Genomic DNA, 20988 nt, shown 5'->3' on the forward strand with positions numbered 1-20988 from the left:
AATGAGTTTACTCTCTACTCTTTTTGCAATTAGCGTCGCTTTTGCATTTATAGCCTGCATTATGTATATCATCTTCGGGCAAGTAACAGTTAGAAAATTAAGAAAAAACCCTGAGACTAAGGATAAGCTAGGTTTTGAATTCGTCAGTGGTTGGGACATTATTAAAGTGGCTCAAGCACTATCATTGCCACGCTTTATGACTGATAAGTTTAAACAAAGTCCATTATCAGGCTTGTTTGCCGATGCTGATATATTATCAGAGCACACGACTCGTTTTGACAGAGTATTAGCTCGGCTATTTTATTGGTTATATGCAATTTCAGGGTTCTCTATGATATTGCTAATGTTGCTTGATGTTACAGGGTTATTTGATTACATCGAATCGTTAGCGTAACGAAAAAAACCCAGCCATCTAATGGGAGTGCTGATATAACCACATTAAGATAATAATTTACCTCGATTTCACCTCCAAACATGTCAACTGTGAAAAACAATTAACATAGTTGAAACAACTATGGCAAGTGGTCACCACGCTATATTATGCCTCACATATCGCATTGCAAAATGCGAATACACCCAAAAACAATCCTGTGAAAATCATAATCCATTGTTTATTAACAGATATAAAGATGGCACTTCATTTGCAATATCACTTACAAGATTCGAGGGAACCGTAATATTAGTTTGTTGCTAAAAAATTCTTGGATTTTAATTTACGAAACTTAATAAAATTAAGGTGTAAGCTATGAAGAAAACTCCTCTTGTATTTTTTATGACATCTATATTACTCGCCGGTTGTGGCGGTGATGACTCAAGCCCTGGAGGTAACGCAAGTAACTCGGTAGCCAATGGGAGCACCAGTAGTGCCGCTTCTACACCAGCCCTTTTTTCAGACACAATAATACCAGCTGGATTTAACTGGGAGATGCGAAGTTCGGAATTCGTTAACTTTAAGCATGTCAGTAACATTAGCCAACCTGCTGGTGTTCCACTTAGCGTTTCTGGAAAACATTATATCGAAATCTACAGTATTGATGAAAACAACACGACCAGTACAACGCCCTTCTTAAAAGCCATGACCAACAAACAGGGGGAGGCAAAACTATTGCTAACGCTTTTAAATTCATGGAAAGGCATCACGGTGAAGACTCAACTCGACGATTCAGTTTGCATCAATACATTAGACAAAGAACAAATAACAGCAACACAAGTGCTTGGTTGTAAAGTTATTCTTGATTCTGACTTATTATAAAGGTAGATATCGGTATGCATAAATTTAAATTAAATAAGCTCTGCTGTCTTGGTCTAATGGCATTATCAAGTTCGGTATTCACAAACTCAGCCCTCGCCCTCGCGACAACAGAAGGTACAGTCAACAATGGTGATGGTACGTTCACCTATACACAAAAAATTGATGTATCCAGTACCGCTCCGCATTATAGCCCCCCAGCATCAGGCGGTTTTAATATTTCATCTGGTTATAACAACGATTTCGGTTGGCAACACAGTTTTGCAGACGTGATAAGCAACCCTTTAGTGCAAATTCAAACTGCGACATTACTCATTCGAGCCTATGATGTTGACTCAGAAGCCAGCCATGGTCTTTACGGTGAATATGATGGTATCAGTGTTGATGGCGTTGACTTAAACCCTGGTATATTACAAGGTACAAATAATACGTGGTCTGAAACCCCATTTGATGTGCCTATTTCCTATATTACGGATGATGGATTAATCAATACATTTATCGATATTGATATGAACACAGAGGGTTCGTGGGTAACAAAACTGGATTACAGTTTACTCACGATTACCTATATGGAGACAAGCAATAGTCCACCATTCAAACCAGAATTATCAATGTCGCCATCGAGTTGCGACGCGACAACTGCAAGTGATCTGGTTGTTTCTGTAACAGGTCCAACACCCGCAGATCCTGATGGCGATACCGTAAGCTACCTATATCGTTGGTATGTGGATATCGGTCAAGGTAATGTGGTTGACGATGAAGTTGCAGGTAAAACAGATCACCAAGGTGATACTGTATTATCAAGTCAGACTGTCGACGGAGAAACATGGCGTGCGCAAGTTACAGCTGTTGATTCAAACGGCCTAGTGAGTGATCCTGAATTCTCGACATGGATCTCGATTAGTACCGATTGTGACGGTGATGGTGTAGACGATAATGTCGATGATTACCCTACCGATCCAGAACGCGCCTTTAATAATTATTACCCTGAAGGAACGCTAGGGTATGAGGATCTATGGCCTGATAAAGGTGATTATGACTTCAATGATTTTGTACTTCGTCATACATTCAATAAAATCACAAATGCGGATGGGAATATAAAAGAAATTGAGATGGTAGGCTCTGCAGTTGCTCGTGGTGCGAGTTATGCAAATGCATTTGCGATTAGTTTACCAGGCACTGAAGGAGCTAATATTGAAAGCTCGAATGTGACCATTGACGGTAGCGCAAGCGCCCTAACACCTGAAGCTGGCCATACTGGTGAAGCGGTGATGGTACTGATCGATAATGTGTTCGATGTATTACCGACTGGCCCGTTTCTTTACTACAACACCCAAAATGGTGATGATAGGTCGTTAATATCAGTCGCGTTCAATGCTGTATTTACGACACCAGTTACTGTCGCGGCGCTTGGCGACGCACCATACAACGCATTCATCTATCGTGTGGGTGAACGAGGTAAAGAAATTCATCTGATGGATAAAACGCCAACTGATTTAGCTAATCTCGCCTTACTGAGTACAGGTGATGATGTTTCAGATGTTGGTACGGCTACTTACTATCAAACAACAGATGGTCATCCTTGGGCAATTCTCGTTCCTTCAGCATGGAGTCACCCATATGAATATATCGATGTATTACTTGCTTATCCACAAATGCAAGTATGGGCAGAAAGTGGCGGTGTAACGCACCCAACTTGGTATAATTTCCCTAACAATACGTATTGTTGGAAATGCTGATAACTTATAATTGATAATTGATCAACACACGCCAAGCCTAGGTTAACCCCTAGGCTTTTTAACTACTCGCTTAGTGCCTACCCCTAATTTGCATTGCAAAATGCAAATTAATCACGTCCCCCTCCCTATCAAAACTTTAACCCATTGTTTATTAACAGATATAAAGATGGCACTTCATTTGCAATATCACTTACAAGATTCGAGGGAACCGTAATATTAGTTTGTTGCTAAAAAATTCTTGGATTTTAATTTACGAAACTTAATAAAATTAAGGTGTAAGCTATGAAGAAAACTCCTCTTGTATTTTTTATAACGTCGATATTACTCGCCGGTTGTGGCGGTGATGACTCAAGCCCTGGAGGTAACGCGAGTAACTCGGTAGCCAATGGGAGCACCAATAGTACGGCTTCTACACCAGCTCTTTTTTCAGACATCATAATACCAGCTGGATTTAACTGGGAGATGCGAAATTCGGAATTTGTTAACTTTAAGCACGTCAGTACAATTAGCCAAGGAAACGGCGCTCCTCTTCGTATCACAGGTAAACATTATATCGAAGTCTACAGCATTGATGAAAACAACAAAGCCAGTACAAAACCCATCTTAAAAGCCATGACCAACAGACAAGGGGAAGCAAAACTATTGCTAACGCTTCTAAATTCATGGAAAGGCATCACGGTGAAGACTCAACTCGACGATTCAGTTTGCATCAATACATTAGACAAAGAACAAATAACAGCAACACAAACGCTTGGTTGTGACGTTGTAGTTGATTCTGACTTATTATAAAGGGAGATATCGGTATGCATAAATTTAAATTAAATAAGCTCTGCTGTCTTGGTCTAATGGCATTATCAAGTTCGGTATTCACAAACTCAGTCCTTGCCCTAGCAACAACAGAAGGTACGATCAATAATGGTGATGGTACCTTCACCTATACACAAAAAATTGATATAAATAGTACCGCGCCACATTATACGCCACCAGCTTCAGGTGGTTTTAGTATTTACAGTAACTATACTGAAGATTTTGGTTGGCAACATAGCTTCGCAGACATTATCTCGAATCCGTTAGTCCAAATACAAGGTGCGACATTGCTGATTAGGGCTTTTGACGTAGACTCAGAAGCATATCATGGTACAGGTGGTGAATATGATGGTATTAGTATTGATGGTGTCGATTTAAATCCAGGTCTATTACAAGGTACTGATGATACATGGTCTGAAACTACATTTGATGTGCCAACATCTACTATTACAGATGATGGATTCATCAATACGTTTGTCGATATCGATATGAATGCCTCTGGTTGGCTGACAGAACTCGATTATAGCTTACTCACTATTACATATATTGAAACAAGTAATAATCCACCATTCCAGCCAACATTATCAATGACACCAAGTACCTGTACCCAAGTTACAGATGACTTAGTTGTTAACGTCACAGGCCCGACACCGGAAGATCCGGACGGCGATGTGGTTACTTACTCATATCGTTGGTTCGTGGATATTGGTCAAGGCAGTGTAGTCGATGATGAGGTCGCAGGTAAGACGGATCATCAAGGCAATACAGTGCTAGCAAATGAAGTACTCCAAGGTGAAACATGGCGTGTACAGGTCACAGCTGTCGATTCAAATGGTTTAATGAGTGATCAATCTGTTGTTACATGGGAAGAAATTGGTGTCGATTGTGACGGTGATGGTGTCGACGATAATGTCGATGATTACCCTACCGACCCAGAACGCGCCTTTAATAATTATTACCCTGAAGGCACACTAGGGTATGAGGATCTATGGCCTGATAAAGGTGATTATGACTTCAATGATTTTGTACTTCGTCATACATTCAATAAAATCACAAATGCGGATGGGAATATAAAAGAAATTGAGATGGTAGGCTCTGCAGTTGCTCGTGGTGCGAGTTATGCAAATGCATTTGCGATTAGTTTACCTGGTACTGAAGGATCTAATATTGAAAGCTCGAATGTGACCATTGACGGTAGCGCAAGCGCCCTAACACCTGAAGCTGGCCATACCGGTGAAGCGGTGATGGTACTGATCGACAATGTGTTCGATGTATTACCGGCTGGCCCGTTTCTTTACTACAACACCCAAAATGGTGATGATAGGTCGTTAATATCAGTCGCGTTCAATGCTGTATTTACGACGCCAGTTACTGTCGCGGCACTTGGCGACGCACCATACAACGCATTCATCTATCGTGTGGGTGAACGAGGTAAAGAAATTCATCTGATGAATAAAACGCCAACTGATTTAGCTAATCTCGCGTTACTGAGTACAGGTGATGATGTTTCAGATGTTGGTACGGCTACTTACTATCAAACAACAGATGGTCATCCTTGGGCAATTCTCGTTCCTTCAGCATGGAGTCACCCATATGAATATATCGATGTATTACTTGCTTATCCACAAATGCAAGTATGGGCAGAAAGTGGCGGTGTAACGCACCCAACTTGGTATAATGTCCCTAACAATACGTATTGTTGGAAATGCTGATAACTTATAATTGATCACACACGCCAAGCCTAGGTTAACCCCTAGGCTTTTTAACATTAGCCCAATCTTCACTCCTAATTTGCATTGCAAAATGCGAGGCAATAAGCCAAAAAGTGTTAATAAAACCACACGCCATTGTTTATACACAAGTTAATAAGTGGTATCCCACTTGCAAGTATCCTTATAAAGTTCAAGGTTAACCTAATCCTTATTTATTATTGATAAAGCCTTGAATTTTGCTTTAACTGATAATCATGAAATAAGGTGTACATTATGAAGGTAACTCCTTTTGTATTTTTTATGACATCTATATTACTCGCGGGTTGTGGTAATGGAGACTCTAGCCCAGCAGGCAACAAAAATGATGCAGGAGAAAATGGGATCAATACGAGCACCGCATCTACACCAATCATGTTTCCTGACACCATAGTACCAACAGACTTCAACTGGGAGATGCAAAGTACAAAAACCGTTACCTTTAAACATGTCAGTAATATAACCCAGTTAAACGGCGCTCCTCTTGCACTTACCGGTAAATATTATATCGAAATCTACAGTCTGAATGAAAATAACAAAACAAATACGACGCCATTTTTAAAAGCAATGACCACAGAGAAAGGTGAAGTCGAAGTGTTACTCACACTTGTAAATTCATGGCAAGGCATCACAGTAAAAAGCCAATTATTTGATTTAATTTGTATCAATACACTATACAAAGAACAAATAACAGCGACACAAGTTCTGGGTTGTGATGTGGTTATTAATTCTGATTTATTATAAAAGTAGGTAGAGGTATGCATTCATTTAAATTCAATAAACTCTGTTACCTTGCGCTACTTACACTATCCAGTTCTGTAGTAACAAATTCAGCGTTGGCCTTAGCCACAACAGAAAGTACTGTCGATCATGGTGATGGTTCATTCACCTACACACAAAAAATTGATGTATCGAGTACAGCACCACATTATACGCCGTCGGGTATTGGCCAACAAAATGGGGGCTTCAATTATTACACGAACGCATCACAGGATTTTGGCTGGCAACACAGTTTCGCCCTCATTATCACTAACCCTTTAGTTCAGATCCAAAGTGCGACGTTATGGATACGTAGTTATGATATTGATTCAGAAGTATTTCATGGTGCAACCGGTGAGTATGATGGCGTCAGTATTGATGGCATAGATTTGAACCCAGGTTTATTGCAAGGTTCAAATAACACATGGTCAGAGACAACGTTTGATATTCCGCTCTCCTCTATCTCGGATGATGGTTTAATCAATACCTTCATCGATGTTGATATGAATAACTATGGCTGGGTAACCATTCTTGATTACAGTTTATTAACGATCTCCTATATAGAAACGAACAACAACCCACCATCACAACCAACACTATCAATGACACCAAGTACTTGTACCCAAGCTACAGATAATTTGGTGGTTAATGTAACAGGCCCGACACCGTCCGATCCAGACGGAGATAGCGTAACCTATTCATACCGTTGGTTTGTGGATGTAGGTCAAGGCAACGTAGTCGATGATGACGTGGCAGGTAAAACAGATCATCAAGGTGATACCGTATTAACCAGTCAAACCGCCGCAGGTGAAACATGGCGCGTGCAAGTCACCGCTACCGATTCAAATGGTTTAATGAGTGAGCAAGCGATTGTGACTTGGGTAGATATAGGTATCGACTGTGATGAAGATGGGGTACCAGATACAACAGATGATTACCCAAGCGATCCAGAACGCGCCTTTAATAATTTCTCGGCGCAATCCACATTGGTATTTGAAGACCTATGGCCAGACAAAGGGGATTACGATCTTAATGACTTTGTACTTCTACACACATTCAATAGAATTACGAATGCTGCAGGTGAAGTAAAAGAGGTCTTGATGACAGGTAACGCGGTGGCGCGTGGTGCGATGTATGCGAATGCATTCGCGATTAGTTTCCCGGGGACAGATTCCGCTAATATAGAAAGCGCGACGATGATAATCGATGGCAATAGCAGCACGCTGACACCTGAAGCAGGCCATACTGGAGAAGTCGTTATAGTGCTCATCGACAATATTTTTGCTGTATTACCCGCAGGCGATTATCAATTTTACAACAGTCAAGATGGGGATGATCGACCACAGGTGCCACTCGTATTTAAGATGGTGTTTACGGATCCTGTTGATGTAACGACACTCGGCGGTGCACCGTTCAATCCATTTATCTATCGTGTAAGCGAACGTGGTAAAGAAATCCACCTCGCGAATAAAGCACCGTCCGATTTAGCTGATCTCACTTTACTCGGTACAGGTGATGATGATTCGAATGCAGGAACGCAGACTTACTACCGAACGGCAGCTGGTCACCCTTGGGCACTTAACGTCACAACATCATGGCGTCATCCATTAGAGTATATTGATATATTATCCGCTTATCCTCAGTTCCGAGGTTGGGTTGAAAGCAGTGGCGTGAATACTCCATCTTGGTATAACCACCCTAATAATGGCAAATGTTGGAAATGCTAATCATGAATTAATACCATCAAACCGAGGTGAGCCCCTCGTTTTTTTGTTTTTACATCACGAATACCTGCATAATATGCATCCATCGTCGACAATAACCACATAAAAAGTAACTATAAGATGACTCTAAGTAAGTTCAATGTTATTTTGGGTTTTTATCCCATGATATTCATTAATAGGTAATTTGATGGCTAATAGCGCTGCGCAATTAATTTCATTAGTAAACGAGAAAGGTGAATACACGTATGTTAACAATCACTATTGTGACGTATTAGGATATACACAAGACGTATTATTAGGAAAGAATAGCCAAGAGCTGAACTCGTCAACCATGCCTCCATCCGTGATAGAAGAAATAAGAAATACCTTGGCGCAAGGTTTCTCTTGGCAGGGGATTATTTGTAAAACAACAAACAAAGGCAATGATGTTTGGTTTGATACCTTCATTACCCCGCAATTTGAAAACGGAAAAGTAGTTGGTCATCAAGAAGTCGGTACACCTGCGACACCACAAATGGTAAGCCGAGCAAGTAATGTCTACAAAAATCTGCAAGGTAAAGGGCTGCTATTTGAGTTTACACGTACTCAACGCTTTATCCTGTTAACCTTCATCAGCCTTGTATCACAAGTCTTTATCTACAATACTTTTGGTGGCGCAGCCTCCGTTATTGCCTTCTTTGCCGCAGTAACACCAATGCTTGTATTCTGGCAAGACATCATCCCAATGGCACAAAAAGCACAACGTATGCAATCCACGTTTGATAGTGTCAGCCGCCAAGTGTATTTTGGTAAAGGGACCGCCAGCGTCTTTGATTTTAACATGGGACTTTTAAAAACGAAAATAAAAGCCATTTTAGAACGTACTTTAGATTCAACTAAACCAGTGCAAAACGTGATTAAAACCGTCTCACTCGGGACAGAAAAAATCAGAACGAACTTGGTAAATCAACAACAAGAATTAACCGAAGTAAGCACTGCTATGTCGCAAATGCTCACCTCTACCGATGAAATTGTACGTAATAGTGTCGAAACATCAGATGAAATTACCGCTACCTTTAAACTGTGTGAAATGGCCCAAGACGGCATCAACACAACCACGATTGAAATTAAACAACTAGCCAATGAAGTGGAACAAGCATCTACCGCCGCAGACAAGCTCAATACAGAAGCGCAAAATGTGGGGAGTTTGATGACTGACATTCAATCGATTGCCGACCAAACAAATCTATTGGCATTGAACGCAGCTATTGAAGCGGCGCGAGCAGGCGAACAAGGCCGTGGTTTTGCCGTGGTAGCAGATGAAGTACGTACCTTGTCATCACGCACACAAGAGACGGCAGAACACATTCATTCTAGCTTATCGACCATGCTAGAAACAATTAATGACTGGCTCATTATGATGAAAAAAAACAAAAACAATGCCGATCAGTGTGTCGATAAAGCTGAACAGTCAGATCAAGCCATTGCCATCATTCATGAGAAGATGCAGCAACTGTCACAGCTATCGATGCAAATTGCCACGGCAGCTGAAGAGCAAAGCATGGTATCAAATGAGATCAACAACCACGTTATCGATATTAAGCAAGGTTCAGAACAGAACTGGCAACATACCGACACAGTGGTGGCACAAATGGATGAGTTGAAAACCGATATTGATACAATTAGTAATTTAGCGAAAACCTTTATTCCAGCAAACTAAAACCGATTTCTCGCACCGTCACATTAATTCACCCACCCCTTAAGGGGTGAAAATTAAAAATGCACATACGTTATTTTTATGATGGATAGGTTACGGTGCAAATTATCTGATCCAGATAACAACAAATATTGTAAAATTAAACTAAGCTTTAGGCCTCGAAATTTTAAGATCAAGTTGTAAAGCCGTTATGTATTACGATAAATTCACCATCCAACTAGCAACCCCTTCAGATGAACAAGATTACATCATCATCTTAGTCGGAGATGAAAAAGGCATTAGCCAGCTATTGATTGATAATGATACCAAAGAAATTAACATTGCTGCCGACTGGCAACACTCCAGTACTTTTTTTAATGACGCAAAGCAACAACTACGTGAATACTTCGATAATAAACGCCACGTTTTTGAGTTAGAGCTAAACCCTGCGGGTACCGTGTTTCAACGTCATGCGTGGCAGCAATTAACTAAAATACCGTATGGTGAAACACGCCGTTATAAGGACATTGCAGCGGGACTGGGTAATCCAAATGCATCAAGAGCGGTAGGTATGGCCAATAACAAAAATCCTATCCCGATTATTATTCCCTGCCACCGGGTGATTGGCGCGAATAATAAACTAGTGGGCTATGCTTATGGCTTAGAATTAAAACAGCAACTACTCTCTATCGAAAAAGAGATATAATCAAAGTACTTACTTGCTGTTACCAACGGATAGCGTCCCAGCAAGCGATACAGCGCAGTGTTACTGTTATTTGATATTAAGAGATGTAATCATGTTGCTGTACACTATTCACTAATAGTCTAGGCTTTAGTCTTCTCAGATTCGAGCGAATGATAGTCCGCGCTTTTTCACGAGAAATGGATAAGCGCTCACCAATCCCTAACAAACTCAACGGTTCCTCGCCTGTTAACCCAAACCGCAATTCAACAACACGACGTTCACATTCTGGTAAATTTTCTAATAGCGCTAAAAGATAATCGCGCGTGCTGCCACCTTCAACCTCTTCACTCGGTGTATTTACCGATTCATCTTTAATGATATCAGCAAGGGTGGTGACTGAATCATTCCCCGTAATAATGCCTTTATCTAGACTCAATTCATTAAAATAATACGACATTATTTCCATTACTTCATCCACATCGGTTTCGAGTACCTTGGCAATCACAACCAAATCGTTATCACTGCCAACATCTAATCCGAGCTCTCTGGCAACCTTAGCAATACTTTTGTGCATTTTACCGACATGAATGGGGATACGAATGGTACGAGCGCTATTCATGATACAGCGCTCAATGTTATTTTTTATCCACCAAATAGCATAAGTAGAAAAACGATAGCCTTTATTTACATCAAATTTTTCAACCGCTCGGATTAATCCTGTGTTTCCTTCTTGGATTATATCGACTAAAGGAATAGCGCTATACTGGTAACGTTTAGCAACGCTAATCACTAAACGTAGATTGGCTTCAATCATACGGTTTTTGGCGCGCAGATCTCCCTTACCTACAGCGACTGCAACTTCATACTCTTCTTTTTTTGTCAGCAGCGTACTTTTTTTATTCACTTGCTGCATATACGCATCTAATGCATTTGATTCCTGAGATAATTCCATTTTTCAGTCCTATGAAGTCTTAACGGCTTAACGGCTTAAACCTTATGTAAATATTCCGATCTAATACTGTCATCAATCACCTTATAAAATCATTAGAACACTCAAGAGTATCAATAACTAGGTACTCACAATGTAATAATAAAATAATGTAACAAGGTTTCACGTTTATGTGCAGTACTTCAAATAATACTGATCAAAAATATCTGGTCAGATCAATTAGCATTGACAAACGGGTTGTTTGTTACATTATTGAGAATGCGTAAATCATTGATAATAAAGATAAAGTGGCATAGCTAACTATTTCATACAGTTATCGAAACAAAACAGCCCGTAGTTGACACTATTTCTTCGCTGTTGGGTCGATTAATGATATTAGCAGTCGTATAATGATGAAAAAGAAGCAGCATAAGGATGATAATGCAATTTTCAACACTAGGTAGTAGCGGTTTGTCTGTGTCCCGAGTCTGTTTAGGCAGTATGACGTGGGGTTTTCAGAATAACCAGCAAGACGCCAATCAACAAATCGAATACGCGTTATCACAGGGCGTGAACTTTATAGATACGGCTGAGATGTATGCCGTGCCGCCGTCAGCAGAGACCTATGGTAAAACAGAGACTATTATTGGAAATTGGCTAGCGGCCAACCCACATCGTCGTAAAGACATAGTGTTAGCCACTAAGATTGCAGGCCCCGGATTACCCTGGGTACGTAACGGTGGAGCGATTACTGGTGATGCTATCGTTCAAGCTGTAGACGCTTCATTAAAGCGTCTACAGACCAGTTATATCGACTTATTCCAGCTACACTGGCCAAACCGCCCTAATCCGCACTTTAGTCAGCACAGTCCTAATAAGATCCGCTTTAGTGATATCAATGCGGCCGACCATACCGCACAAATGCTTGATATTTTACAAGGGTTAAAACGTTGTGTTGATGCAGGCAAGATCCGATTTTGTGGTTTGTCTGATGATACCACCTGGGGAATTAATACTTACCTTAAGCTCAGTGAACAATATGACCTGCCACGCATGGTGTCAATTCAAAATGAATTCAGCTTATTGCACGCGAAAGACTGGCCCTACTTAATCGAAAACTGTGTGCATGAAAATATCGCCTATCTACCTTGGTCTCCGCTGGCGACAGGCATGTTATCAGGAAAGTATTTAAACAATGCGCGACCAGAAGGCAGTCGCTGGACATTCTCGCAACGCAACAAGCTATTCCGAGATACAGAAATCGCACAGCTTGCAACATCAGATTATGTTGATATTGCCCACCAGCACGGTCTTACACCAGCACAGTTGGCTTTAGCTTGGTGCGATCAAGTAGATGGTGTCACATCGACCATTATTGGTGCGACAACACTACCGCAATTAAAAGAAAACATTTCAGCCTTTTCAACGCCGCTAACACCACAAGCATTAGCGGATATTGAATCGGTATTTAAACGTTATCCAGCACCGTTTTAATAAAAAAGGCTATTTAGTTAACTAGATAGCCTTTAATCTAATAAGTCCGATGTTCAATATTAATCAAAATTAACAGTCACTCTATGCCCAGAAGATTCTATTTCACGCTTATGTTGCCAGTTAAAACGTGCAGTGAGTTTGTCGGTTAATTTAACCCCCAAGCCAAACCCCAAATCATTTGTGCTACTGTCATTCACCATAGCAGTATCAACATCGTCATTCACATTACGAATGACAACCTGCCCTTGCTGCTGGCGAATTGTCACAACACCCGTATCGGTGTGCTGAAATGCATTACGGATCAAATTAGCGAGTACAATTCGGCAGGCAGTGGCAGGTAATTCCACTTGCCATTCACTGGTATCAAGTTCAACGGTTACTGATTTACCGCGTAATAAATAGCTTAAATCGTCTACCGTTTGCATGATTTGTTCGTCTAATTTAACAAGTTCAAGCGTTAATGATAATGACTCATCTCGACTCAACCACAGCAAGGTTTCAGTCAAATGACTCATGGTAAAGCCCGCGCGTTCGATGCGTTCAATAACTTGCAGTTGCTTGGTTGTCATGGGTGATTTGCTGTTGATTTTATTTAACAGTTCAACATTAGTACGGATAACCGCGATTGGTGTACGTAATTCATGGCTGGCATTACGCAAAAACTCATGTTCGCGATCAAGGCTCTCTTGCACCGAATTAAGGCTGCTATGTACAATTGTCGCTAAAGTGTTCAGCTCTTTGTATTTAAATTCTGGCGGCGGTCGCTGTAAGCTTTCAGTATTCAATGACTTAGCCCAATCTCGCAATGCTTCGACAGGCGAGGCAACACGACGCATCACCATCATTAATAACAAAGCAAACACCGTAATGCCACCTAAACCAAATACTGGGATCCAGAAAAACTGAGAACCGGGTCCACCGGACAAGCGAGCATGTAAATCGCCCGAATAGGACTTATAGATATACAATAATTGCCCTTGTTTCGTTTCCATCACCATCAAAAAGTGCACAGCACTCGGCGGCGAAAATAACTCATCTTTAATAATATGCTTGTTTAATTCGAACATATTCGTCGGTGGTGTTACGAAATTGTCTCTCGCCTCAGCGGGAAGATCTTGCCAGCGACTTGAGACATAGAAATCCAGCAACATCTCAGGCTGGCCATCTTGTACTTCTAGCCCTTCTGTATCAGCAACTTCGACCATAGTACCGCGTAATACCGAGTCCATGCCTTCAACAAAATAATTGACCGTGAGCGCAGAAAACATAATGGCCATACAGACACCAAGAAACAACATAGCGCCAAGAAAATATAACCGTAAACTGGGTCTTAATTTCATAACATAAACCTATTTAGAGGAAACTCGTAGCGCAAAGCCGACACCTGATATGGTATGCAATAATGGCGGCACATCACCCGCATCCAATTGTTTACGTAAATTATAAATATGCACCTTTAAACTATTACTATCAGGTTGGTCGTCACCCCAGACAGCCTGCATCAACTTTTCTCGTGAGACCGGATTAGGTGTTGCACGCATTAATACTTCGAGTATTTTCCACGCGATGGGTGATAGCTTTAACAACTGCTGAGCACGGTATGCCTGTTTTTGTTGTAGGTCTAACTCTAAATCAGCCAAGCTTAAGCGTTTAACCTGACCACTACGACGGCGGGCTAAAACCTGCATACGCACTATCAGCTCCGCCATCGCAAACGGTTTCACTAAATAATCATCGGCACCAGAATCAAAGCCCTCCAGCTTATCATCCAAACTATCGCGCGCTGTCAGCATCAATACCGGAGTATCAATGCCCTGCTCACGCATATGCTTACAAACTGTTAATCCGTCCATTTTAGGCAGGTTTAAATCCAAAATAATTGCTTGGTAATCATTATTAGTGATCATGTTTAAACCTGCTAGTCCGTTTGCCGCATGGTCACACTGAATGTCTTCCAGCTCTAAATAATCAACCACAGCAGTCGCTAAATCTAAATCATCTTCCACTAACAACAGGTTTAACATTTTGATTTATCCTTAAATTAATTTTACCATTTAGCACACTATGTCGAATGCAAAACCCAACGCCCGTATCAGGGGAGTCCGCCAACATAAGACAGTTGTTATTGACTGACTCCACCAATTGAGTCTGCGTCTAGCCTAGACTCGTTTCGCCTTTCCCCATCATTTTAGCGAAAAACTGTTTAATTTCATATTGAATGAACAATAACGCAGGTATCAATACCAAGGTGATCAAGGTAGCAAACAAAATACCATATCCTAATGATGCCGCAGCTGGGATCAAGAACTGTGATTGTGTCGATGTTTCACCGAGTAATGGCGCAAGACCAACAAACGTAGTCACCGAGGTCAATAACACCGCGCGTAAACGGCCACTACAAGCCGTCACAATAGCATCGTGTAGTGACATTTTAGCCTCTTTCATCAACTCATTAAAACGCGAGACCAGTAACAAACTGTCATTCACCACCACGCCACTGAGTGCCAGAATACCATTTAACGATAAAATACTAATGGTCAGATCATTGAGCCAATGTCCTAATATAGCCCCAACAATACCAAACGGGATCGCAAACATAATAAGCACAGGTTGCACATACGATTTTAATGGAATAGCCAGTAATACGTAAATAGCCAACAGAGCGCCAACAAATACCGAGATCATCGAACTTGTCGTTTCCCCCTGCTCTTCTGCTTCACCCGCAAAATGTATATTTAGCTCAGGGAATTGACGCGTTAACTCTGGCACTAAATCACGCTGTAAATTCGCCACCAACTCATTCGATGCCAATATCGATTTGTCCACCGATGCGGTGAGATACACAGTACGTAAGCTATCAATCCGAGTGATCTCATCTTCTTGATATTCACTACTAATACTCGCCACACTACTCAGTGGCACAACCGTACCGTCTGGCGTACGCACACGCGCTTGCATAATATCCGCTAATGTTTGACGCTGCGCTTCAAGATAACGAACACGCACTTTCACTTCATCTTTATCACGCTGGAAACGCTGTACAATATCACCACCAAATGCTTGCAATACTTGTTGCGACAACGTCGCCGTATCCATGCCTAAACTACGACCTTGCTCTGTTAATACAAACCGTAGCTGTGGCTGACCAGGGTTAAGATTATCATCAATACCGCTCACACCTGATATCGACTCTAACGCAGTTTTAAACTGTATGCCTGCGGCTTTCACCGTCGCATTGTCCCACGATTTTAACTCGACTTTAAAGTTATCGACCATGTGCTTACTAGCAAGAAATTTAAGCTTCTTAACCCCTTCAGGTGAACCTACTAACGCCTGCCACTCTGCAGTAAATTCAGTTGACGGATAAACAGAGTTAGCATCCAGTTCTACCGTCAACGTACCCGAACTGTCATCTTCAGCAAGGACCTGTAAACTCATAATCTCGCTATTTTCGCTGATCGCCACAACATCGTATTTAGCTAACAGATTCTTATCCGCCTGTAATGCGGCTTGCTCTATCCAAAGTAAATTCGTATTGGTTTGACCAAAGCTGGCATCATTTTGCATCACCATGTCAGCGCTCACTACTTCACCTGGTATATCAGGGAAAAATGTAACGCGTACACTGCCCGTTAATGGCAAGCCAACCACCAGAATAAACAATGCAATGAAGGCTAAGATAACGGCATAACGTAATTTTAATGACCACTCAATCACGTTACGGTAAATACGTACATTGAACCATTGTAAACCAGCATCCGCCGCATTTTGAATACGTACCCAAAGTCCTTTAATGCCCTTTGTCGATTGACGGGCGGTGTTTAAGTGCGCTAGATGTGACGGTAGAATTAATTTAGATTCCACCATCGACAGTAATAAACAAATCGTCACCACCCCCGCAAACTGCGCATAAATCTTACCGAGATTACCGTCAACATTGGCAATCGCAACAAACGCAGCTACGGTTGTCAATACACCAAACAAAGTCGGGATAGCGACTTTCATTGTGCCTTTTACCGTATTGGCGACAGTATCGCCCTCTTCTTTACGGGTGGTATAAATACTTTCGCCGATCACCACCGCATCATCAACAACAATACCAAGCGCCATGATAAAACCAAAGGTGGTCATCTCATTAATAGTAAGGCCAACAAAGGCATCTTGCATAAAGAATAAGGTACCGAATAACACAAACGGTAAACCCGCAGCAACCCAAAATGCAACACGGAAATTCAAGAACAGTGCTAACACAATAAATACCAGTGCAATACCAGTTAAGGCGTTCTTGGTTAACAGTGACAAACGGTCTGTAATGGTGTCACTTTGATCGTACCAAGTCACTAGCTCAACATTGGCAGGTAATAACCCACGCGCATGCCATTCATCAACGACTTCCTGCGCTTGTTTCACAATCTGGGTAATGTCACCATTATCATCCATCACAATCTCAATCGCCATGCCATTTTGTTGATCATAACGGGATAATGTGTAGCTATCATCGGCAAACGAGTCCGTAACTGTCGCGATATCCGCTAAGGTAATAACACCACCACTGCTACTGGTAATCACCGGAATACTCGCGAATTCACTTTTCTGATACGCCTGCGATGATGCTTTTAAGCGCATCACTTTTTCACCATTACGTAAACTGGTCGTTAATGGCGTGGCAGATTCAGCATTGATCACTGCAGAAATATCTGCAATAGTTAGTCCGTATGCTTGTAACTTGGCTTCATCAACTTCGATAGAAATCATCGGCTCAACTTTGGCCTTTATCTCTAGATCACGAATACCTGATTTTGCTAACAGGTTGGATTTTAATTTTTCCGCTAACGTTTGTAGTGTGGAGCGGTTCGCATCGCCGTATAGCTGCACCCATAAAGCATGATCCTGACGACGTGCTTTATCTATTACAGGTTTTTCAGCATCACTAGGGAAATTATTGATCGCATCAACATTGGTTTTCACATCAGTCAGTAAAGTATCGAGTGAATAGCCACTGGTTTTTTCAATACTGACTGAGCTGCCATTGGCATTAGATGTTGAGGTAATGCGTTTAATACCTGCCACCGTTTCGAGCGCGTCTTCAATTTTTATCGCGATGCCCTCTTCCGCTTGCTTAGCATCGCCACTGTCGTAGTTAACCGATACACGAATGGTATCTGGTTCAATACTCGGAAACGCTTCTTTACGTAAGTTTCCTAATGCCATAACCCCAAGGAGGATGATACTAATTAATAGTAAGTTAGCCGCTACTGAATTAGTGGCAAACCAGTTAATGATCCCTTGCAATGGGTTCATAGTAGATAACTCGCGAGGTTGTGACGGGCGAGTTGTTAAATCACGATGTTGTTCACTCATAATTTCACACTCACGTTATTTATCGTCACATATGTGACGACAGAGGCATCTGCAAGTTGCACATCACTTTGATTGGTTAACTTCGCTATCACCTGCATACCTTGCACATAGCTGTTTAATGGACGAATGATAATGTTGGCGCTGTCCATCCCCGCCATTGGCTTAATGTAACTTAATTCACCTTGAGCAAACTGCTGCTGGGCAGTGAAAGTAGCCAAGTGACCATCTGCACCTATATACCAAACTTCGCCATTTTGTGATATCGCCGACGCAGGTAATTGCCATAGATCATTCAGCGCTTTACCCTGTACTGTAGCCGTCACAAACGTACCCGGAAATAGTGGTGTTTGCTGTGCTAACGGCTGCTCAACGACAACGACCAAGGCACGTTGGCGACTGTTATTATCAAGATGCTGTTCGACACGTTCAACGTAACCTTGCCACTGGCTATCTCCCGTAGTGTTCGTTAAGGTAACTGGCCATTGACCCTCTACTGCACCACTGATGTTCGGTAAACTTGACCATTGATGCGCCGATAAGGGGATCTCAATCTCCATGCGGTCTGTACTGTATAAGGTCGCAATGCTATTACCCACTTGCAGATAACTGCCTAATTGCACATCTCGACTCACCACTAACGCTGAAAATGGCGCTGTAATGACGGTTTTATCTAAATCACGTTGCGCTTTAGTTAACTGGCTTTGGGCATTTTTAAACGTGGCTTGAGCGGCAATCAGCTGTGGTTCACGTAATACTAACGGGGAATCAGGATCGCCATTGATACCGGAGTTATGCCATTCCAGACGTGCTTGCTGGCCTTGACGCTGCTCTTCTAACAAGGCTAATTTAGCGTCGGCGACTGCCACTTGCGCACTGCTAAAGGCTTGCTGATAATCAATATCATTAATTTTAATAACCGCTTCGCCTCGCTTGAACTGCTTGCCTGTCGCAAAATTCTGCCCTAGGGATTCGACCTGACCACTGACTTCACTGGTGAGGGTTAATTGATAACGCGATTTTGCCTCACCATAACCAATCACTTCAGCCTGGTAACTGCCTTTAGTCACGGCCATCACCGTGACTTCGGGTAATTGCACAACAGCTTTAACAACAGGCGTATGAACAGCACTATTCGCAGCATCTATTTTGGCACCGTTGTAACTCATTACGGCAAAAATACTGGCTGCGGCCGCTAATGTGATCGCGATAGTAATAACATTCTTTTTCATGATGCTTCTCCAGCATTGTCTGTTGTGATACCAAGCCCTAAGGCCAGTCCTAAATCAATACGATTAACCAGTCGGTTATAGGTTGCTTGTGTCAATTGCGATTGCAGATCAAAAGTTTGTTGCTGTACGGTAAGCAGATCTAATATATCCACCAGCCCTTGGCGGTATTTAGTTTGATAGTTAGCCTCGCTACGCTTCGCACTCGTCAACGCATCATTAAGGTGTTGCTGCTGACGTTTTAGCGACTGCTCTTGGCCCAGGCTATTTTCAACCTCGTTCACCGCTGTTAAGAGCGTTTCTTGATAAGCCCAATATGTTTGCTCGGTCGTCAATTCCGCTATTTCAATTTGGCTACGTAACTTACCTCCTTGGAATATAGGGGCTGTAAGTTGGCCTAATAAGCTCCATACCGGACTTGTTAATAACGCTTCACTGGGTGAATTGGCAATATCGGTTAACGACGCGGATAAACTGATTGACGGTAACAAGGCTTTATAAGCAACATCTGTTCGATATTGTGCAGCACTAATCTCTGCATAAGCAGCTTGTAAATCGGGTCGACGACCTAGATTTTGTTCCGGTAAACCCGCTAATGGTTGCAATACGTTAGGGAAATTACGCCCTACTTCAATCGCAGTGGAGTGCCCTAACAACAATCCTAGGTTACGTTGGTTTTTCGCTAAGGTTTCTTGCTTTTCTGCTAACGTTGCACGGGTTTGCGCGCTACTTGTACGTGCATTATCTAGCTCTTCAAGAGCCCCTAAACCACTCCGATAGCGGCTTAACACAAAATTTTCATTGTTCTCTAATACCGCTAAACGAGCAATTTCAATAGTAATTAATTGTTGCTGTAAATTAATTTGTAACCAACTGCGCATGATGTTTGCCGCTAATGCATCTCGAGCGCCCTGATAAGTCGCCTCTGAACTTTTAATATCCATGTTAGCAGCAGCGACTTCATCACTGAGCGTCTGCCAGATATCAAGCTCCCAACTCACGCTAATATCAGTTTTATAACTTGTATCCCCATCAGCCTTCTCAGCGTTAAATCCGCCATTCATTTGCGGAATTCGCTCACTTTCCGCCACACCTCGTTGTGCATAAGCAATTTGCAAAGAAATTGCGGTTTGTTGCAAACTTGGGTTTTGCAATATCGCTTGTTCGACTAAACTAGTCAGTTCAGGTATCGCGATCAGCTCAGTTAATTGCGTAATATCAACGGCATCTTGTTGTTGATATTGCCAATGTGTTATTTCAGTCAGCGCTGAATCAGCACTTTGCTTATAATTAACCGTAGTGCTACTGCAGCCAACAACCGCTGCAACAGTAAGTGCTAACATTGAATGCCGTAGTGCTAACACTGAATATCGTGATGGACTAGAATAAGCCATTGTTTATCTCCTCAATTTTACTGAGGCAAGTATAAAAAATGGAAGGTTAAGATAGGGTTAAGACGAGTAAATAAAACACAATAAACACAGTTACATATGTTTATATACATATCATCTTGCTGACAAAAATTTACTGTAAAGATTGTAAAAATGAGATCTAATCAACTAAAAAAACACACTTAAGACGTATAATTAAAAC

The 20988-nt window shown here is 41.8% G+C and carries 16 protein-coding genes; 10 read left to right on the forward strand and 6 right to left on the reverse strand.

Annotation, left to right across the window (positions count from 1 at the left end):
- The first annotated feature begins 1 nt into the window (after position 1).
- The 9 genes from HWV01_RS14600 (at position 2) to HWV01_RS14640 (ending at position 10407) form a co-directional block, all read left to right on the forward strand.
- Positions 2-394, forward strand: a complete 393-nt coding sequence (locus tag HWV01_RS14600; protein ID WP_211672235.1) for a hypothetical protein — start codon at positions 2-4, stop codon at positions 392-394.
- Positions 395-745: 351 nt separating this feature from the next.
- Complete coding sequence (locus HWV01_RS14605; RefSeq protein WP_211672236.1) at positions 746-1252, forward strand: hypothetical protein; 507 nt, start codon at positions 746-748, stop codon at positions 1250-1252.
- 14 nt (positions 1253-1266) lie between these two features.
- Entirely contained in the window at positions 1267-2988 is a 1722-nt protein-coding gene (locus tag HWV01_RS14610) for an LruC domain-containing protein (protein WP_211672237.1), read from the forward strand.
- Positions 2989-3270: 282 nt separating this feature from the next.
- Positions 3271-3777 carry a hypothetical protein gene (locus HWV01_RS14615; RefSeq protein ID WP_211672238.1) on the forward strand — a complete coding sequence of 169 codons (507 nt, stop codon included), beginning with the start codon at positions 3271-3273 and terminating at the stop codon, positions 3775-3777.
- Between the two features lie 14 nt (positions 3778-3791).
- A complete protein-coding gene (locus HWV01_RS14620) occupies positions 3792-5507 on the forward strand; it encodes an LruC domain-containing protein (RefSeq protein ID WP_211672239.1) in 1716 nt (571 codons plus the stop codon).
- A 273-nt stretch (positions 5508-5780) separates the two neighbouring features.
- Positions 5781-6287 carry a hypothetical protein gene (locus HWV01_RS14625; RefSeq protein ID WP_211672240.1) on the forward strand — a complete coding sequence of 169 codons (507 nt, stop codon included), beginning with the start codon at positions 5781-5783 and terminating at the stop codon, positions 6285-6287.
- Between the two features lie 14 nt (positions 6288-6301).
- The gene (locus tag HWV01_RS14630) at positions 6302-8029 is read left to right on the forward strand and encodes an LruC domain-containing protein (protein WP_211672241.1); all 1728 of its coding nucleotides are present in this window, start codon (positions 6302-6304) and stop codon (positions 8027-8029) included.
- A gap of 184 nt (positions 8030-8213) precedes the next feature.
- Positions 8214-9725 (forward strand): methyl-accepting chemotaxis protein, encoded by a 1512-nt coding sequence (locus tag HWV01_RS14635; RefSeq protein ID WP_211672242.1) that lies wholly within the window; start codon positions 8214-8216, stop codon positions 9723-9725.
- Between the two features lie 187 nt (positions 9726-9912).
- Complete coding sequence (locus tag HWV01_RS14640; RefSeq protein ID WP_211672243.1) at positions 9913-10407, forward strand: methylated-DNA--[protein]-cysteine S-methyltransferase; 495 nt, start codon at positions 9913-9915, stop codon at positions 10405-10407.
- Positions 10408-10483: 76 nt separating this feature from the next.
- Here HWV01_RS14640 and HWV01_RS14645 read toward each other — a convergent pair whose 3' ends face one another.
- Entirely contained in the window at positions 10484-11338 is an 855-nt protein-coding gene (locus HWV01_RS14645) for an RNA polymerase sigma factor RpoD/SigA (RefSeq protein WP_211672244.1), read from the reverse strand.
- A 417-nt stretch (positions 11339-11755) separates the two neighbouring features.
- Here HWV01_RS14645 and HWV01_RS14650 point away from each other — a divergent pair, with 417 nt between their 5' ends.
- The gene (locus tag HWV01_RS14650; RefSeq protein WP_211672245.1) at positions 11756-12808 is read left to right on the forward strand and encodes an aldo/keto reductase; all 1053 of its coding nucleotides are present in this window, start codon (positions 11756-11758) and stop codon (positions 12806-12808) included.
- A gap of 59 nt (positions 12809-12867) precedes the next feature.
- On the opposite strand, the gene HWV01_RS14655 is transcribed toward HWV01_RS14650, so the two are convergent.
- The 5 genes from HWV01_RS14655 to HWV01_RS14675 all read right to left on the reverse strand — a co-directional run bounded on the left by HWV01_RS14655 (position 12868) and on the right by HWV01_RS14675 (position 20789).
- Positions 12868-14148 carry a HAMP domain-containing sensor histidine kinase gene (locus tag HWV01_RS14655; protein WP_211672246.1) on the reverse strand — a complete coding sequence of 427 codons (1281 nt, stop codon included), beginning with the start codon at positions 14146-14148 and terminating at the stop codon, positions 12868-12870.
- Positions 14149-14157: 9 nt separating this feature from the next.
- Positions 14158-14832 carry a response regulator transcription factor gene (locus HWV01_RS14660; RefSeq protein ID WP_211672247.1) on the reverse strand — a complete coding sequence of 225 codons (675 nt, stop codon included), beginning with the start codon at positions 14830-14832 and terminating at the stop codon, positions 14158-14160.
- A 130-nt stretch (positions 14833-14962) separates the two neighbouring features.
- On the reverse strand, positions 14963-18169 hold the full coding sequence (locus HWV01_RS14665) for an efflux RND transporter permease subunit (RefSeq protein ID WP_371816332.1): 3207 nt from the start codon (positions 18167-18169) through the stop codon (positions 14963-14965).
- A complete protein-coding gene (locus tag HWV01_RS14670) occupies positions 18166-19398 on the reverse strand; it encodes an efflux RND transporter periplasmic adaptor subunit (RefSeq protein WP_211672248.1) in 1233 nt (410 codons plus the stop codon). The genes HWV01_RS14665 and HWV01_RS14670 overlap by 4 nt, the downstream gene beginning before the upstream one ends.
- Positions 19395-20789: a TolC family protein gene (locus HWV01_RS14675; protein ID WP_211672249.1), complete on the reverse strand. Its 1395-nt coding sequence runs from the start codon at positions 20787-20789 to the stop codon at positions 19395-19397. Before HWV01_RS14675 ends, HWV01_RS14670 begins: the two co-directional genes overlap by 4 nt.
- Positions 20790-20988: the final 199 nt, after the last annotated feature.

The organism is Moritella sp. 5 (genome assembly GCF_018219455.1).
Lineage (GTDB): Bacteria > Pseudomonadota > Gammaproteobacteria > Enterobacterales > Moritellaceae > Moritella.

Coding starts and splice junctions, on each gene's coding strand:
- HWV01_RS14600 (WP_211672235.1), top strand. CDS start 2: ATGAGTTTACTCTCTACTCTTTTTGCAATTAGCGTCGCTTTTGCATTT.
- HWV01_RS14605 (WP_211672236.1), top strand. CDS start 746: ATGAAGAAAACTCCTCTTGTATTTTTTATGACATCTATATTACTCGCC.
- HWV01_RS14610 (WP_211672237.1), top strand. CDS start 1,267: ATGCATAAATTTAAATTAAATAAGCTCTGCTGTCTTGGTCTAATGGCA.
- HWV01_RS14615 (WP_211672238.1), top strand. CDS start 3,271: ATGAAGAAAACTCCTCTTGTATTTTTTATAACGTCGATATTACTCGCC.
- HWV01_RS14620 (WP_211672239.1), top strand. CDS start 3,792: ATGCATAAATTTAAATTAAATAAGCTCTGCTGTCTTGGTCTAATGGCA.
- HWV01_RS14625 (WP_211672240.1), top strand. CDS start 5,781: ATGAAGGTAACTCCTTTTGTATTTTTTATGACATCTATATTACTCGCG.
- HWV01_RS14630 (WP_211672241.1), top strand. CDS start 6,302: ATGCATTCATTTAAATTCAATAAACTCTGTTACCTTGCGCTACTTACA.
- HWV01_RS14635 (WP_211672242.1), top strand. CDS start 8,214: ATGGCTAATAGCGCTGCGCAATTAATTTCATTAGTAAACGAGAAAGGT.
- HWV01_RS14640 (WP_211672243.1), top strand. CDS start 9,913: ATGTATTACGATAAATTCACCATCCAACTAGCAACCCCTTCAGATGAA.
- HWV01_RS14645 (WP_211672244.1), bottom strand. CDS start 11,338: ATGGAATTATCTCAGGAATCAAATGCATTAGATGCGTATATGCAGCAA.
- HWV01_RS14650 (WP_211672245.1), top strand. CDS start 11,756: ATGCAATTTTCAACACTAGGTAGTAGCGGTTTGTCTGTGTCCCGAGTC.
- HWV01_RS14655 (WP_211672246.1), bottom strand. CDS start 14,148: ATGAAATTAAGACCCAGTTTACGGTTATATTTTCTTGGCGCTATGTTG.
- HWV01_RS14660 (WP_211672247.1), bottom strand. CDS start 14,832: ATGTTAAACCTGTTGTTAGTGGAAGATGATTTAGATTTAGCGACTGCT.
- HWV01_RS14665 (WP_371816332.1), bottom strand. CDS start 18,169: ATGAGTGAACAACATCGTGATTTAACAACTCGCCCGTCACAACCTCGC.
- HWV01_RS14670 (WP_211672248.1), bottom strand. CDS start 19,398: ATGAAAAAGAATGTTATTACTATCGCGATCACATTAGCGGCCGCAGCC.
- HWV01_RS14675 (WP_211672249.1), bottom strand. CDS start 20,789: ATGGCTTATTCTAGTCCATCACGATATTCAGTGTTAGCACTACGGCAT.